At 59.0% G+C, this 15,561-nt stretch carries 18 protein-coding genes and 1 tRNA gene; 14 read left to right on the top strand and 5 right to left on the bottom strand.

All coding sequences use genetic code 11. From position 1 onward, the window contains the following. Nucleotides 1-44 precede the first annotated feature (44 nt). Nucleotides 45-209 carry a hypothetical protein gene (locus ACR0EF_RS06120; protein ID WP_480771320.1) on the top strand — a complete coding sequence of 55 codons (165 nt, stop codon included), beginning with the start codon at nucleotides 45-47 and terminating at the stop codon, nucleotides 207-209. On the opposite strand, the gene ACR0EF_RS06115 is transcribed toward ACR0EF_RS06120, so the two are convergent. Genes ACR0EF_RS06115 through ACR0EF_RS06105 form a run of 3 tightly spaced genes read right to left on the bottom strand, consistent with a single transcriptional unit; the run spans nucleotide 210 to nucleotide 2,443 of the window. Continuing rightward, nucleotides 210-926, bottom strand: a complete 717-nt coding sequence (locus tag ACR0EF_RS06115) for an RlmE family RNA methyltransferase (protein WP_170339056.1) — start codon at nucleotides 924-926, stop codon at nucleotides 210-212. It lies immediately after the preceding gene. A gap of 52 nt (nucleotides 927-978) precedes the next feature. Further along, nucleotides 979-1,314: a hypothetical protein gene (locus tag ACR0EF_RS06110; protein ID WP_170367142.1), complete on the bottom strand. Its 336-nt coding sequence runs from the start codon at nucleotides 1,312-1,314 to the stop codon at nucleotides 979-981. A gap of 16 nt (nucleotides 1,315-1,330) precedes the next feature. Beyond that, nucleotides 1,331-2,443, bottom strand: coding sequence for a Ppx/GppA phosphatase family protein (locus tag ACR0EF_RS06105; RefSeq protein WP_093962132.1), 1,113 nt, complete (start codon nucleotides 2,441-2,443; stop codon nucleotides 1,331-1,333). Between the two features lie 237 nt (nucleotides 2,444-2,680). Between ACR0EF_RS06105 and ACR0EF_RS06100 the strand changes: the two genes are divergently transcribed. The 13 genes from ACR0EF_RS06100 to ACR0EF_RS06040 all read left to right on the top strand — a co-directional run bounded on the left by ACR0EF_RS06100 (nucleotide 2,681) and on the right by ACR0EF_RS06040 (nucleotide 13,918). Further along, the gene (locus ACR0EF_RS06100; protein WP_170373344.1) at nucleotides 2,681-2,977 is read left to right on the top strand and encodes a virulence factor; all 297 of its coding nucleotides are present in this window, start codon (nucleotides 2,681-2,683) and stop codon (nucleotides 2,975-2,977) included. Nucleotides 2,978-3,003: 26 nt separating this feature from the next. Beyond that, entirely contained in the window at nucleotides 3,004-3,930 is a 927-nt protein-coding gene (locus ACR0EF_RS06095; protein ID WP_170373345.1) for a methylenetetrahydrofolate reductase, read from the top strand. A 9-nt stretch (nucleotides 3,931-3,939) separates the two neighbouring features. Beyond that, the gene (locus tag ACR0EF_RS06090) at nucleotides 3,940-5,004 is read left to right on the top strand and encodes a methyltetrahydrofolate cobalamin methyltransferase (RefSeq protein WP_170359174.1); all 1,065 of its coding nucleotides are present in this window, start codon (nucleotides 3,940-3,942) and stop codon (nucleotides 5,002-5,004) included. A 109-nt stretch (nucleotides 5,005-5,113) separates the two neighbouring features. Further along, nucleotides 5,114-5,187: transfer RNA gene (locus tag ACR0EF_RS06085), tRNA-Gly, on the top strand. A 237-nt stretch (nucleotides 5,188-5,424) separates the two neighbouring features. Beyond that, the gene (locus ACR0EF_RS06080; RefSeq protein ID WP_093962121.1) at nucleotides 5,425-5,607 is read left to right on the top strand and encodes a Flp family type IVb pilin; all 183 of its coding nucleotides are present in this window, start codon (nucleotides 5,425-5,427) and stop codon (nucleotides 5,605-5,607) included. A gap of 162 nt (nucleotides 5,608-5,769) precedes the next feature. Further along, entirely contained in the window at nucleotides 5,770-6,594 is an 825-nt protein-coding gene (gene cpaB / locus ACR0EF_RS06075; RefSeq protein ID WP_170367139.1) for a Flp pilus assembly protein CpaB, read from the top strand. After that, a complete protein-coding gene (locus tag ACR0EF_RS06070; protein ID WP_480771319.1) occupies nucleotides 6,575-8,095 on the top strand; it encodes a pilus assembly protein TadG-related protein in 1,521 nt (506 codons plus the stop codon). Before cpaB ends, ACR0EF_RS06070 begins: the two co-directional genes overlap by 20 nt. Beyond that, nucleotides 8,092-8,583, top strand: coding sequence for a TadE/TadG family type IV pilus assembly protein (locus ACR0EF_RS06065; protein WP_170338526.1), 492 nt, complete (start codon nucleotides 8,092-8,094; stop codon nucleotides 8,581-8,583). The genes ACR0EF_RS06070 and ACR0EF_RS06065 overlap by 4 nt, the downstream gene beginning before the upstream one ends. After that, nucleotides 8,580-9,218 carry a TadE/TadG family type IV pilus assembly protein gene (locus ACR0EF_RS06060; RefSeq protein ID WP_170339072.1) on the top strand — a complete coding sequence of 213 codons (639 nt, stop codon included), beginning with the start codon at nucleotides 8,580-8,582 and terminating at the stop codon, nucleotides 9,216-9,218. Before ACR0EF_RS06065 ends, ACR0EF_RS06060 begins: the two co-directional genes overlap by 4 nt. 11 nt (nucleotides 9,219-9,229) lie before the next feature. Beyond that, on the top strand, nucleotides 9,230-10,435 hold the full coding sequence (locus tag ACR0EF_RS06055) for a CpaE/TadZ family protein (RefSeq protein ID WP_093962116.1): 1,206 nt from the start codon (nucleotides 9,230-9,232) through the stop codon (nucleotides 10,433-10,435). Nucleotides 10,436-10,481: 46 nt separating this feature from the next. Beyond that, entirely contained in the window at nucleotides 10,482-11,876 is a 1,395-nt protein-coding gene (locus ACR0EF_RS06050) for a TadA family conjugal transfer-associated ATPase (protein WP_170338532.1), read from the top strand. An 11-nt stretch (nucleotides 11,877-11,887) separates the two neighbouring features. Beyond that, nucleotides 11,888-12,916 carry a type II secretion system F family protein gene (locus ACR0EF_RS06045; RefSeq protein ID WP_170359187.1) on the top strand — a complete coding sequence of 343 codons (1,029 nt, stop codon included), beginning with the start codon at nucleotides 11,888-11,890 and terminating at the stop codon, nucleotides 12,914-12,916. A 15-nt stretch (nucleotides 12,917-12,931) separates the two neighbouring features. Further along, the gene (locus tag ACR0EF_RS06040; RefSeq protein WP_170359189.1) at nucleotides 12,932-13,918 is read left to right on the top strand and encodes a type II secretion system F family protein; all 987 of its coding nucleotides are present in this window, start codon (nucleotides 12,932-12,934) and stop codon (nucleotides 13,916-13,918) included. 75 nt (nucleotides 13,919-13,993) lie between these two features. On the opposite strand, the gene ACR0EF_RS06035 is transcribed toward ACR0EF_RS06040, so the two are convergent. Both ACR0EF_RS06035 and ACR0EF_RS06030 read right to left on the bottom strand, forming a co-directional pair. After that, nucleotides 13,994-14,488, bottom strand: coding sequence for an A24 family peptidase (locus ACR0EF_RS06035; protein WP_170373347.1), 495 nt, complete (start codon nucleotides 14,486-14,488; stop codon nucleotides 13,994-13,996). Continuing rightward, nucleotides 14,485-15,513: a helix-turn-helix transcriptional regulator gene (locus ACR0EF_RS06030; protein WP_170373348.1), complete on the bottom strand. Its 1,029-nt coding sequence runs from the start codon at nucleotides 15,511-15,513 to the stop codon at nucleotides 14,485-14,487. Before ACR0EF_RS06030 ends, ACR0EF_RS06035 begins: the two co-directional genes overlap by 4 nt. Nucleotides 15,514-15,561 lie beyond the last annotated feature (48 nt).

Genomic DNA, 15,561 nt, shown 5'->3' with positions numbered 1-15,561 from the left:
CCATGTTGTATTTGAAACGCCCGTCGACAAAGCTCGACCAACCTGTGGCAACGCGCCGGGTCTCGCTGGATCAGCGGATCGACGAGTTGCGCAACAAGCCGGCCAGGTATCTTAACCATGGCGAGGCGTTGCTGCTGCAGGGGATCGCGGCGGCGTCGTTGCGGCCGCAGCGGATTGTAGCCGACAAAATCGCGCTGGACGACGACTGATCAGCCCCGAAAACCGGTTGCCACCACGAATTTTTCCGAACTGTCCGACCGTGAAGCTGGCGGTTTGACGTTTGCCACTTTCTCGAATTTCTGCTTCAGAAGTTTCTGCAGATCGCCTTCGGCGCCACCAGCCAGAACTTTTGCGACAAAGGTTCCTCCGACCTCCAGCACGTCAAAGGCGAAGTAGGCGGCGGTTTCGCACAGCGCCATGATCCGCAGGTGGTCAGTCTGCTTGTGCCCGGAAGACGCGGCGGCCATGTCCGACATGACAACGTCGGCCTTGCCGCCAAGCCACTGTTTTACTTTCTCGTCGGCATCGTCTTCCATGAAGTCCAGAACGTGGGTTTCGGCACCCGCCACGGGCTCGACCTCTTGCAGGTCGACGCCCAGAACCGTCCCGATCCGTTTGCCCGATTTCTCGCCCAGCGCATTCACGCGTTTGACCGCGACCTGGCACCAGCCACCGGGCGCGCAGCCAAGGTCGACCACGCGTGCGCCCGGAACCAGAAAGCGGAACTTGTCGTCCAACTCCAGAATCTTGTAGGCCGCGCGCCCCCGATACCCCTCGGCCTGCGCTCGCTTAACATACGGATCATTCAGCTGCCGCTCGAGCCAGCGGGTCGAACTGAGCTTGCGTCCGCGCGCGGTTTTGACCTTGACCTTCAGGTCACGCTGCCCGCGTCCCGAAGTGTTTTTGCCGCTGGGTTTCTTGGCCATTGAAAAGGTCTCCTGAAGACTGCGAGGCCTTTACCCGCTTGTTCATGTGGCATCAAGCCGATGATATCAACCGCTCCCTCAATAGCAGATCGGGCCAGGGCGTAGAAACACCAAATGCCGCCCATCCCAGACCGTTCAAGACCTTCCCGCCGAGGGTGCCGGATGTCGGCGGTGACGCCGAAAAACTGTGCAGCAGTTCTAGTGCCTCTGCCGAGTCGACCGCTGGCACGGCGATCCCAATGCCGCCAATCGCCAAAGCATAATGCGGAACGGTGTTGGCGACATGAAAACCCGGGCTGAATACCTTGAACCCGGCAGCCTCAAGCGCACAGATCGTGGTTGCGGCCGTCGAAACCCGGTAGGCGATCGCTATGGTCGCAAGCGGCATTCAGCGCAGAGCTTTCTCAAAACGGCCCGTCTTCCAGGACGCCATCGGCGCTCATCTGTGCATAAAGCAAACCCTCGCGCAGCCCGCGGTCCGCCACCGAGAGGCGGTCGGTCGGCCAGCAGCGCAACAGCGCCTGCAAGATGGCAGATCCGGACATGATCAGGGCCTGCCGGTCCTCGCCGATGCGCGGATCGCGACGGCGGCCTTGAGGGCCAAGCTCCAGATAACCGCGAATGACTTTGTCGATCTGATCGCTGGTCATGCGCAGGCCGTCCACCTTGGTCCGGTCATAGCGTTTCAGGCCCAGATGAGAGGCAGCGACCGTTGTGACGGTGCCGCTGGTGCCAACGATCTGAAACCCCTCGCGGGCCTGTTCGTCCTTATAGGGCGCAAAATCGGCGAGGTTTTCTTCAAAAAACCAACTCATCAGGGCAAAGCGGGCAGCATCGTCTTCGACATCGTGGAACTGATCGCGCAGTGTGGCGACGCCTAGTGGAACGCTGATCCAGTCCACCACCTTGGCGGCGGGAAAAGGACTGTCGACCGTGTGAAACCCGTTGTGCAGCCGCATGATCGCCGTTGAACGGTCGCGTCGCGGAACCGAGGACAGGTCGATCCAGACCAGCTCGGTCGAGCCGCCGCCGATATCCACGACCAGCAACTGCTCGGTCTTGGTGCTGACCAGCGGAGCACAGGAAATGACCGCCAGACGGGCTTCTTCCTCGGGTTGGATGATTTCAAGGGTCAGGCCGGTCTCACGCTTTACCTGACGTATGAAGTCGCGTGAGTTTCGGGCGCGGCGGCAGGCTTCGGTCGCCACCAGCCGCATGCGCTTGACCTTGTTGCGCTTCAGCTTCTGCTGGCAAATGCGCAAGGCTTGAATTGTGCGCGCCATGGAGGACCGCGACAGCCGTCCGGTCCTTTCAAGCCCCGAGCCCAGTTGCACGGACTTCGAGAAGCTGTCCACCACATGGAACCCGCTGCCCTTGGGCTGGGCGATCAGCATGCGGCAGCTATTTGTTCCCAGATCCAGCGCAGCATACAGGGCGTCTGGATCGGGTCTTGCCGGCGCGGGGCTTTCGACCACCTTCGGGAACGCGCCCGCACCTTTGGGACGCTTGGGCGCCATCGTCACGCCCTCCGATTTTCGAGTTACCCCGACCTTAGGTCGCGGGCGCGCGTCGTGCAAGACGCTCATTAAAGTCATGAGGATTTTGATGGACCCCGAGACTGGAGAAACCGGTGCAGGGCCTGTATCCCGAACTGCAAAACGTCGCTGTAAAAGCCCCGGGTGTCGAAATCCGACCGACCCGCCCCCACATAGCCGTTTAGAACCGGACCATCTGGTTAGGAGGAATCAAGATCAATGCCTGACGTCACCATCGTTTACTGGCGCGACATCCCCGCTCAGGTCATCGTGGGCAAGGGCCGCCGTGGCGCAAAGCGACAGTTGGATGTGCGGTTCGAGCAAGCCATCGACCGCGCCGCCATGAAGGTGAACGCCAAGGACAGTGATGCCTATCTGGCCGAGTGGCGCAAAGCCGAGCCGTTCGAGGTTGAGGGTGACCCGACCGAGATCGCCGAGGCTGAAGCGCTACGCCTGGAAACGGAATACGATCAGGACCGCATCAAGGTCCTGATCGCAAATGACGGTTGGGCATGAGCCCCAGATCTTTATGGGAGGCCGCAATGGCTTTGCTGAACTTCAAGAAACGTGATGCGGCCGATAAGGCCCCGGTGAACCCGACCGTCGAAGCCTTTTTGCAGGGTTATTCGATCGAAATCATGCCGCGCACAGCCGAGAAGGTCGAGGATTTCCGCGACCTGCTGCCCGAAGGCACGCGCGTCTACATCGCCCATATCGAGGGCACACCCATCGAGGACATGGTCAAGACCGCCAAGCGGATTGCGGCCGAGGGCTATCCTGTCATGCCGCATTTCCCGGCCCGCATCATAAAGGACGCGGCGACGTTGGAGAACTGGATCGCCATGTATCAGGGCGAGGCGGGTGTCGAGCAGGCCTTGCTGCTGGCCGGGGGCGTGGACAAGCCGCATGGCCAGTTCGACAGCTCGATGCAGTTGCTGGAAACGGGTCTGTTCGACAAGGCGGGCTTCAAGCGTCTGCACGTCGCAGGCCACCCCGAGGGCAACAAGGATATCGACCCGGACGGTTCGACCAAAAACGTGGACGAGGCATTGCGCTGGAAGCAGAAATTCAGCGAAACCACCGACGCCGAAATGGCGCTGGCCACCCAGTTTGCCTTTGACGCCAAGCCGATCATCGCATGGGCCGACGGCCTGAAGGCGGCAGGGATCGACCTGCCGATCCACATCGGCATCGCTGGCCCAGCCAAGCTGCAGACCCTGATCAAATTCGCGATCGCCTGCGGTGTGGGCCCATCACTGAAGGTGCTGCAGAAGCGCGCCATGGACGTGTCCAAGCTGCTGCTGCCCTACGAGCCGACCGACGTGATTACCGAATTGGCCCAGCACAAGGCGGCCAACCCCGACTTCAACATCACCAACGTGCACTTCTTCCCGCTTGGCGGCATCAAGACCAATGCCAACTGGGCCATCGAAAACGGCGGCGCCTCGGCGAAGCCTGCAAACGCTTAAGGACCGGACATGACCCGTACAGTCGTAGAATCAAAGACCAAAACCGCGATCATCGGCTTCGATCAGCCGTTCTGCGTGATCGGCGAGCGGATCAATCCGACCGGCCGCAAGAAGCTGGCCGCCGAGCTGGAAGCGGGCGATTTCTCGACCGTCGAGCAGGACGCGCTGGCACAGGTCGCGGCCGGGGCGACCGTGCTCGATATCAACGCGGGTGTGGTCTACAACTCGAACCCCAACCCCAATGAGACTGAACCGCCGCTGATGCGACAGATCGTCCAGCTGGTGCAGGGTCTGGTCGACGTGCCGCTGTGCATCGACAGCTCGGTTCCGGGTGCGTTGGAGGCCGGGCTGGAGGCCGCCGAAGGCCGTCCGCTGCTGAACTCGGTCACCGGTGAGGAGGACCGCCTGGAACTGGTTCTGCCGCTGGTCAAGAAATACAACGTGCCGGTCGTGGCGATCTCGAACGACGACACGGGCATTTCCGAAGACCCCGACGTGCGCTTTGAAGTTGCCAAGAAGATCGTTCAGCGCGCGGCTGACTATGGCATTCCGGCCCACGACATCGTTGTGGACCCGCTGGTGATGCCGATTGGCGCGATGGCTACTGCCGGCCAACAGGTCTTTGCCCTGGTACGCCGCCTGCGCGAGGAGCTGGGCGTGAACACCACCTGCGGTGCGTCCAACATCTCGTTCGGTCTGCCGAACCGTCACGGCATCAACAACGCCTTCCTGCCGATGGCGATGGGCGCGGGCATGACCTCGGCCATCATGAACCCGGTGGCGCTGCCGGTGACGCAGAAGAAGATCGCCGAGAAAAAGGCCGAGGTTGCGGCAGCGGGCATCATCCTGCCCGACGGCATGGACGACGAAACCTTCGTTCAGATGTTCGGGCTGGGCTCGACCAAGCCGCGCGCGGGCAAAGAGATGGAGGCCATTCGGGCCGCCAACCTGCTGACCAACAACGACCCGCATGGCGGCGAGTGGATCAAGTACAACAAACCTGCCGATGCTGCAGGCACCGAAGGCGAGAGCGCACGTGGCCGCCGGGGCGGTGCTCGACGTCGTCGGGCCTGAGCAGGCTGCTTTGTCAACGGGCCGGGCAATCTGCCCGGCCTTTTTGTTTGCCGCGCTGATCGAAGCATCTTGAACTCTGCAAAGGACGGGTGATATTCAGCACCGAGCGGCGGGTATGATGTAATGGTAGCCTGTCAGCTTCCCAAGCTGAACGCGCGGGTTCGATTCCCGCTACCCGCTCCAAGCACTTTGATATTGGCCCGCTTGAAGCTCAAAAGCTGAGCTGGACTCGGACTATTTCGCGCCAAAATCCTGCCACAAAAAAAGCCAAAATGAACGAATTCTCGCGTTAAACGGGAAATCCTTTTCGTTTGTGGGGAGGTTTGCCAGATACGGGCTCGATACGATTTGAACTGACGGGGGAACCCTCGTTCCTGTGCGAAATTCGCACATTAATGAGTACAAACTGGAGTTCAAATCATGTCAAAGGCAATTCGTAGTCTATTTATTCGTCTGCGCCGTGACGAGCGTGGCGCCACTCTTGTCGAATACGGTATCGCACTGTTCATCGCGATCGCTGTTGGCGGGACCCTGCTGACCGGTCTGGGCGGCACAACCAACACCAACTTCAATGACGCCAACACGGCTGCAACACGGCCGTAATCCTGCTGTTTTGGCCTGAAAAGCAACTGGTTTTCCGCCGCGAGGACGGCGGGAAGCCAGAACCAGACCAGTCTCGGCATACTGCGCCCCGCGTGAAGCAGTTTCGGCCTAGGACTGGCCCCACGTTTTCAGAATGACCGGCCCGGCTATTTGGAGGGACCTATGCGATTGAAATCCTTGATGATGACTATTCTTGGCGTGGGTCTGGCGGGTGGCGCCGTGATGATCGCGCAGGAGCAGCTGAGACGGAGCCAGGCCGCCGCTGATCCGACGATCGTTCGCGTGGTCGCAGCAGCAGAAGAGATCCCGTTCGGATCTCCGATTGAAGGTCACAAGTTGACCGCCATCGACTGGCCAGCGGATTCTGTGCCGGCAGGTGTATTTACAAGTTTCGAAGATGTTCTGCCCACAGCAGGTGTCGACCCGCGACGCGCCAAGCGCGCGTTGGCGCAGGGTGAAATCCTGTTGGCGTCAAAGGTTTCTGACTTCGGTGAGAAGGTCACCATCGTTCAGACCTTGGGCGAGAACAATCGTGCAATGGCCATCAATGTGGATGCGCAGACCGGTGTTGGCGGGTTCGTCACACCAGGTGACTTTGTTGATATCGTGCTGACGCAGGGCAAGAACGAGTCGCTGCGGGCGGTGACGATCCTGCAAAACATCCGGGTCATTGGGGTTGATCAGACGGCTGATGAAGATGTCGACCAGCCCGGGATTGCCCGAACGGTGACTGTCGAAGTCACGCCGGACCAGGGACAGCGGTTGGCATTGGCTCAGAAGGCCGGGCAACTCAGCCTGTCACTGCGGTCCCTGCAAATCCAGGAAGACAAGCCGTTGGAGGCTATCCGCCTCAGCGACATTCTGCTTGAAAAGTCGCCGGTTGCAGAGGGCGCGCCCAAGCCGATCGTGAAGGTGCGTCGGGGTACCACGGACGTCCAGGAAGTTCCTGTTGCCGGCAACCCCTCGAATGCAACCGTGTCCAACTGATCGCTCGCGAGGTCTGTTCATGCCCACGTTGCGCAACATAAAGGACGACGAACGGGGGACCATTCTGGTTTTCGTCGGAATTTGCATGACCGTGATCGTTGGCATGGCGGCGTTGACCTTTGATCTTGGGCGACTGGCTTCTACGCAGACCGACCTGCAGGCTTATACCGATCACGTGGCTCTGGCCGCCGCCGGAGAACTGGATGGCGGCAGTGACGCGATCACACGCGCCACGGCCGCTGCAGCCGGAATGATCGAAGACTCCCAGTTCTTTGCCGAGGGCAGCCAAGATCTCGGGACGGCCGCAGATTATTCGCTGCGGTTTCTGTCGGGACTGCCCGATCCTGCCGCCGATCCGGATGACAATGATCCAGTCGATGGGTTTGTTACGACCGATCCCGCTCTGGCCGTTCTGGTTGAGGTGACCGCGACCCCTAGAACCGTTTTCCTTCCGTTCGGTCGGGCGCTCGCTGACTTGTTGGGCGTGACTCGCCCGGATGAGGATGTCGAGGCCGTCGCGATTGCGGGTTACACCCAATATGCCTGTGATGTGACGCCGTTGATGTTCTGCATCCCTTCCGGCTGGACAGCGAATGCGAACAAAGGGTCAACCATCAAGTTGCGCACTGGAGGTAACGGTGCCGCTTGGGGGCCGGGGAATTTTGGTTTCCTCGACCCGACGGACATCGGCATAAACCCCAACGGTCCTTGCGCGGGGCAGACCGGATCAAAACTCTATATCTGCCTGATCGCGGCGCATGGAAACCTGACGCAATGCGTGTCTCAACGCGGTGTTGATACCGAGCCCGGTCAGCGCAATGGCATTGGCAGCGCAATCTACAATTCACGGTTCGATATTTTCCACTCGACGATGAGCAACCTCAAGAATGATGAAGACTATGCGCCGGGACCGCAGGTCATCGCGGGTTGGGAAAACTCTGGCGGAAGCTGTCTGAAGAACAATCCCGAGGTTTCGACCGACTCGATGCCGTTTCCGCCCGACGATTGCTTCGCCGCCGGCACCTGCGCGCATGGCGGCCGTTTTGGAAACGGTGTCTGGACCTCCGGCAAAGCGGCTTATTTGGACATGAACTATGGCGACGGTCCGGCCAATGATCTGACGCCGCACCCGCTGGGTAACCCGACGGGTAACACGCGATACGAAATGTATCTCGACGAGATCGCCAGGGCTGGTACGGGTGATGTGCTGTTTGGGCGCAGCGAGTCCGGCCGCCCGCAATGCGCGAGCACAACGCTGGACGACCCTGACCGCCGCACATTTATCGCAGCCGCCATAAACTGCGGTGCCAATCCGGTCGCGGGACGCGCGGAGAACGTTCCGGTGCAGGAGTTTGTAAAGGTTTTCCTGATCCAGCCGCTCGAAGAATCTTCGGGAACTGATTTTGACATCTATGTCGAGGTGGTCGAGCAGGTCGGCGGTGGAGTCGGTGGCAGCAGCGATGATGGCATCTTTCGCGATGTCGTGAGGTTGTATCGATGACTCGGCTTGTTCGACACATCCGACGGTTGCGGTCGTGCGAGGCCGGCGCCCCGATGGTCGAGTTCGGGATCGTACTTCCGTTGATCCTGCTGTTCTTTGCCGTGATCATCGAAGGTGGGCGTATCACTTGGATTCATCAGGCAACGTCGGCCGGTGTGCGTGACGCCTCGCGTATGATCGCGCGGATCGCGCCGTTGGACTTGTGCGCAGCGGGCGGGGTCGGCAGCTATGACGCGCTGGCCACGGACATCGTCCAAAACCAGTTGGGCGGTTCGTCGATCATGCCGCATGGCACAACCGTTATCGACGTCACGCCGCGCTGTATCTCGCGGGCTGGCGTGTACCGGATCAATCCGACTTCGGTGGTCGAGGTCACGGCTCAGATCCGGATCGAGTACCTTTTTGGAAACGTTTTCAGCCTTTTCGGGGCAGCGCTGGGGCCTCTCGACACCGAGATCTCGGATCAGAGCCGGGTGTTTGGGGTATGACGGGTAACCTGCATATGCTGCGCGCTTTCTGGCGACGTGAAAACGGATCGGCCCTGGTCGAGCTGGGCATGGTCGTTCCGTTGTTCCTGGTGCTCGTGTTTGGAATTCTCGAGTACGGACGGCTCTACTGGTCCACGACGATGGCGCAGAAAGCGATGCAAAAAGCCTCTCGGCTTGCCACGGTCGGGCCGCCACTGTGTGGCGCGATGCCAGCCACGCACACGCTGGCCGGTGGCGCCCCCGCAACAACCAAGTTCGGCGCGCTGTGCCGCAGCGGCAGCATCTGCGCCACTCCGAACCTGCCGGCGCCGTGTCAGCTTGACGCATCAACCGCCTATGGCAGCCGGATCTGGGACGAGATCGAAATGCTGCTGCCGCCCGGAGCCACCGCGGCAAATGTGCAAATCAACTATTCGCACGATCCTCGTCTTGGTTTTCTTGGTGGACCCTATACGCCGGTGGTTACAGCCGAACTGGTAAACCTGGACTACGATTTCGCGCTGCCAATTGGGCCTCTGGTCGCCCTTGCTGCTGGCAACCCTGCTATATCCGCCAGCAGCCCCAACACCATTTCAATCCCAACGATGAGCACATCCGTCCCAGCCGAGGATCTTGCCATCGGTGCCGTTGAGTAAGGAGAAGAGTCATGAGTGCCAAGCAGATTTCAGTGCTGTTGATTTCACCGGACGAAGAGATTTTCGCGGCAATCGAAACCTCGTTGGAAGGGCTGAGCAATTGCCGCTTTACGGGCCGCAAGGACACTGTCGCGCGGGTCAACGGGACGGCCGTTGCCTTGTCAGCGCGTCATGACGTGGTTCTGTTCGATGTGGATGACAGTTCGCCAGAGCTGCTGCAGACCGCACAGCAGATTTGTGATGCGCGCATGCCCAATGCGATCATTATCGCCTTGGCGTCCGAAGATCTGCCGCTTGAGAAGGCCCGACAGCTCAAAAAGCTTGGAGTTGATGACGTGCTGCCGCGCAATGCAATCCATGAGGAAATCATTCCGCAGGTGGATGCGATCCGTGCCCGGCGGCAGGCGCAGCTTCCCGCCGTTTGGGGTGGGCAAGCCACACTTGGCAAGTTGATCGCGGTTGGCAAATCTCGTGGTGGCGTCGGATCGTCCTTGGTTGCCGCCAATATGGCGAACGAGCTTCAATCCAAGGCCGGATTCCTGAAAAAGACGGCGTCGAACTCGGTTGCGCTGGTGGATCTGGACTTTCAGTTCGGCTCGATTGCGGCCTTGATGGATGTCGCCGAAAGCGACGCGATGTGGCGTATGGCCATGGAAGGCAGCATTCCCGACAGTGCCTTTTTGGAGCAGGCGATGGTCAAGTCGCCCTGCGGGGTCGATATCCTGGCGGCTCCGTCGCGCTATGGTCCGTTGACTGCGATCAAAGAAGAGCAGATATCGGCCATTCTGGATTCCCTGAAACGTACCCATGACTACGTCGTGGTAGATTTGCCGCGGGCGCTGGTGGAATGGATTACGCCCGTCCTGACGCAAGCGGACCGCCTTTATTTGGTGACGGACGTTGCTGTTCCGTCTGTTCGCTCGGCCCGCAAGCTGATGGATTTCTACCAAGCGGAAAATCCAGCACTGGAAATTCAACTGGTCGCCAACCTTGAAAAGAAACCCATCATTCCGGCGGCGCACCACAGAGCGGCGGCAAAACTCCTTGAAAAGGACTTTGCATTTTGGGTGCCGCGCGACGAGCGCACAGTACGCGAGTCAGTCGATCGGGGCGTGCCGTTGGAAGATGTTTCATCCCGCGCACCCATGACACGCGCAATCCGAAAGCTGGCACACGAGACATGCCTGTCATTGCCGCCCCGGGTCGGCCAGCACTGAGGCAGAGTGTTTCGGAATAGTTAAATATTTGCAGAAGGTTAAGTAGATGTTTCGAGAATTCGACCGACCAGGCCAGGAAAAACCGGACGCTTCGAAAGTTGTGCCGTTGGACACCAAGCAGTTTGCTCAAATCGGCAAGCCGGTTCATGGCTCCGGCGATGACCTCGTATTGATGCATGACATCCAGAACGATCGGATAGATCTCAAGGCACGACTGCATAACTCGTTGCTGGACAAGCTTAACCTCGCCGTTATCGAAAAGGTCGAGGAAGAAACACTGCGGGGTGAAATTGGGCGACATGTCACCGAACTGCTGCGCGCCGAAGGCCGGGCGATGCGCAGCGAGGAGGTCAAGCAGCTTGTCGAAGAGCTGATGCACGAGGTGCTTGGCCTGGGGCCGCTGGAGCCGTTGTTGGCTGACCCCACGATCAACGATATCCTCGTGAACGGCCACACGCAGATTTTTGTCGAGCGCTCCGGCATCCTCGAAAAGACATCGGCACGTTTCCGGGACGAACGTCATCTGCTGCGGATCATCGACAAGATCGTCAGCCGGATTGGTCGCCGTATTGATGAACGGCAACCGTGGGTGGATGCGCGGTTGGAAGATGGCAGCCGCGTCAACGCGATCATTCGGCCCTGCGCACTGGACGGGCCGGCGCTTTCCATTCGAAAATTCTCGCGGGTTCCGCTGACGATGGAACGCCTGATCAAGAACGAGGCCTTGAACGAAAGCGCAGCCAAGCTGCTGCGGGGATTGGTTGAAGCCAAGATGAACGTGCTGATCTCGGGCGGAACCGGATCGGGCAAGACCACGATGCTGAATGCATTGTCGTCGTATATCAGCCCTCGGGAGCGGATCGTCACGATTGAAGACGCGGCAGAACTTCAGCTTCAGCAGGAACATGTCTTGCGCATGGAAACTCGGCCTGCTGGACTCGACGGTACTGGCGCCGTTGCCCAACGAGACCTTGTGCGAAACGCACTGCGGATGCGTCCGGATCGGATCATCATCGGCGAGGTGCGCGGCTCCGAAGCATTCGACATGTTGCAGGCGATGAATACCGGCCATGACGGGTCGATGACGACGGTACACGCCAACAGCCCACGCGATGCACTTTCCCGGGTCGAGCAGATGGTGCAAATGGGCGGGCTGGAGCTGCCGCATGCAGCCATCCGCGCCACCATCGCTTCGGCAATTCACTTCGTTCTGCAATTGAACCGCCTGTCTGATGGTACGCGCCGTGTCACCTCGATTGCCGAGATCACCGGCATGGAGGGCGATATCGTAACCATGCAGGACATCTTCGTCTTCAAACGTGAAGGCAAGGACGAGGCCGGCAACATCCTCGGGCGCTTCATGCCGACCGGTATCCGACCGAAATCCAGCGATGCGCTGGCGGCGGCGGGTGTCGACCTTTCATCGATCAAGTTCAACTGAGGGACCCGGCCATGTTGGAAGATCTCAGATCCTTCTTTTCGACGCACAGCATAGACTCGTTGATCGGACCAGAGATGGAAGTGGGCGGTTACGATGTCCGCTTTGTTCTGTCACTCTTGATATTTCTCGGCGCCCTGATTGCCTTCGAAGGGGTCCGTCAGCTTTTGAAGCGCGGAGAAAACCGGGAAGAGGCGATAAACCGGCGCATCCAGATGCTGAACCAGGGAAAGACTGGCGAGGACGTTCTGGAATTGCTCAAACCGCGGGAAAGCAAACCTCTCATGAAGTCGTTTCCGCTGGTCGGCGACTTGCCGGGTGCCCTTGCGGCATCGGGCCTGCACATGGTGCCGGAAATGTTCCTGTTGGGATGTGGGGGCGCTTTTCTGGTTTCGGCGATCGGAGGCTCACTGGTGGCCAACCCACTGACGGTCATACCTGTAAGCGCTGTGTGCTTCCTGTTGGCCCCGTTGGTCTACCTTGGCGCCAACCTCAGACGGCGCAAGGCCGCGCTGATCAAGCAATTGCCGGATGCGTTGGACCTGATGTCGCGTGGGTTGAAGGTCGGACATCCGTTGAACACGACCTTGCAGAGCGTGGCAAACGAAATGCCCGATCCGATCGGAACTGAATTCGGTCTGGTCGTGGACCAAGTCGCTTATGGGGAAGAGTTGACGACCGCCATTCGCAACATGGCAGACCGGGTAGATGAAGAGGATATCCAGTACCTCTCGGTCGCGCTGACGATGCAGCACGGTACTGGCGGCGATCTGGCCGGCATTCTGCGGACATTGGCGCGCGTCATCCGTGCCCGCATGTCTCTGCGGCGCAAGATCAAAGCTATTTCTGCCGAGGGTCGGATGACCGCCTATATCCTGTCGTTCATTCCTGTCGGGATTGCCCTCGTGATGACGGTCATGACGCCGGACTATTACGGAAGCGTGGTGCAATACCCGATTTTCTGGCCCGTCATGAGCGTCATTTCAGCGGCCATCGTTTTGAACGCCATCGTTCTGTTCAAGCTTGTCAATTTCCGGATCTGAGGGAGGGTTGTCGAAATGGAAATCGTGAACTCGCTACTCGACACTGGTCTTTTTTCCCAACTCATGATCCTGGGCGTTGTTGCCGCCGGCGCGATCGTTGCATTCTTTGGGATATCATCGTCGCTCGGCGATCGGTCTACAGCAGCCGAACGGATGCTGCCCAAACGAACAAGGGGCCAGAGCCTTGCACGTCTTGTGCCGGAAAAGGTGGAGGGCGATACACCGACCGGGCTGAGCGCCGCACTTATCCCCAGCGATGCAAGTGTCAGGTTCGAAGTTGGCCAAGTGCTTGCGCGCTCAGGGTTTCGTGGCCGGAATGCAATCGCCAATTTCTATCTGATCCGTTTGGGCTTGGCGACGTTTCTGCCGCTTGTCTTTCTTGTCCTCATGTCTTGGCAGCCTGCGTCCAGTATCGGCGCCACGATCAACGATTATGTGTCTGGTCTGAATTCATTTCAGATCTTGCGGAACCTTGGCATCCTCTGCGGCATCGGGTTCTTCATCCCCCAGCTTTGGATGAGCGCTCGGATCAAGGAGCGTAAACGTCGGATGGAAAATGCGTTCCCGAACATGCTGGACTTGCTCCAGATTGGGATCGAGGCGGGAATGGGGTTTGACCAGGCGCTTCTCAAAGTTGCAGTGGAAATGCAGACTGTATCGCCCGAAATGTCCGAGGAAATTCTGATTGCCCTGAGCGAGATTCAGGCCGGGCGCGACCGTGAAGTTGCGTTGATGAGAATGGCGCGCCGGACGGGGATCGACGAAATGAGTTCGTTCGTGAGCGTCGTCCTCCAGTCGTCCCGGTTCGGCGTCCCGTTGTCGGCCGCCTTGACTACGTATTCCGAAGAAATGCGCGAACTGAGAGAGCTTCGCGCGCAGGAGAAAGCCAACAAGTTGCCGGTGCAGATGTCCGCGGTCATGGCGAGCCTGATGTTGCCCTCGATCGCGGGGCTGATCCTTGCACCGATCATCATTCGATACGTCGAAACCTTCGTGAAATGACGTTGTTTTTGTGGGTGCGGCGCTCCCGGGTCCACACGAGGTCAACTGTGCGTCCCCGACTTGGGTCGCGTTCTTTCAGGCGCTGTAAGGCAGCATCGACCAGCCGGCCAGGATCAGGCCCGAAAGGCCTATGGCAATCCCAAGAGGAAACTCGCGTCCGCTGAGCGTTGCTGCAAGCTTTCCTGTCGGTTGTCGGACGCACAGGCGCAGCAGGGTCAAGCTGGTCAGTCCAAACGCCATCGCGGCAGAAAGCAGCAGCATATATGTCGAAAGGGCTTGGGTCGGTATCGCCAGGAAGACCACCGGTAGCATTTTGGCGTCTCCGCCCCCCAGCCAACCGGCGGCGAAAAGGGCAAAACAGATCCCAAAGCAAAGCCCGGCGGCGATCAATCGCAATCCAACTTCATGCAAACCGAGGGCAGGGGACCCTACCAGAAACAGGGCAACCCCTATCAGGCAGTACAGGTTCGGTATCCGGTATTCGGTTAGGTCCGTCCACGCCACCGCCACAAACAGCGGCACCATCAACCACAGAGGTACCCAACTATGCCAAGGCAGATCAATCATCATGCGCGTGCCTGATTGTGTCTGCCGTGCAAGGCTTCGCGTTCTTCGATCGAAACCAGCCGTCTGGCCAACATGTGGAAGTTCTCCATTCCTGTCTTGCCGTAGATATGCTTGAGATGCGTTCTCACAGTCGCCGGACCAATCTCGAGCTCGGATCCAATGGACTGTTGCGACAGTCCTCGTGAAATCAGAACGCAGACCCGCCATTCGGCCCGTGTCAGGCCCGCTGGGTTTTCGAGGCTCATCAGCGGCGCGTCATTCACCGCCCTTTGGATGGTCGTTACGGATTGGCGGGAAATTGCTTCGGTAATCAGACCGGCGCGTCTGTTGCGGTAGATTTCGGAAATTTCGGGTGCGACTGTCTCTATCGCTTCGCGCCAGCCGGGTTCGAGACCTTTGGCGAAATGCAGCTCCAGAAAATCGATTTCGCAGCCTTGGTTGTCGAGACAGACGAACAGGATATCGTGCAGCTTGCGGTGCGAGATCCAGTCCAGAACAACGGCAGAAAACTCGTTTACGGGTTTCCCGTGATCCTTGAGACTGAAGACGACGCCTTTCTTTGGCTTGCTCGCAAACGGACCAATCACGTCGTTCGTGAAGGAAAGGAAAAGCGGCCGACTTATTGTCTGGTCACGGGTATCTGCGCGCGCAGCTACTCGGCTGCCACCTTTATTGAGCCAGACACGGCTGAGGGTACCACAATCGGCTCCAAACGCGTTGACAACTTCGGTCAACGCAGCGTCCAGAACCACTCCGCCCTGGCTCCATTGAATGAAACTGATCAATGCGCGTGTGTGTTGCGTGTTCGGTAGCCACGCACCTGCACGGCCCATCCCCCTGTCCATATAGCACCAACTGGTAAACGTCTTACTCACTAAAGCGAGCCGGTTCAGCGGCTTCTGTAGATTTGAATTACTCTGCCCAATACATTCATATTTTACGATTTTTACGCAAAAATCACCAAGAATCTTATTAAGTTTCCGGATGGTGAGAAAAACACTGGCAAAAACGCAGACAATTAGGCTCAAAAGGCTGCAAAGAGTTGACGATCGGAAACAATACCGGTCAGCGGGTAT

It is taken from the genome of Ruegeria sp. CG8, assembly GCF_056537165.1.
Note: the sequence above shows the minus strand (reverse complement) of the source record. Positions and strands in the feature narration are given on the sequence as shown.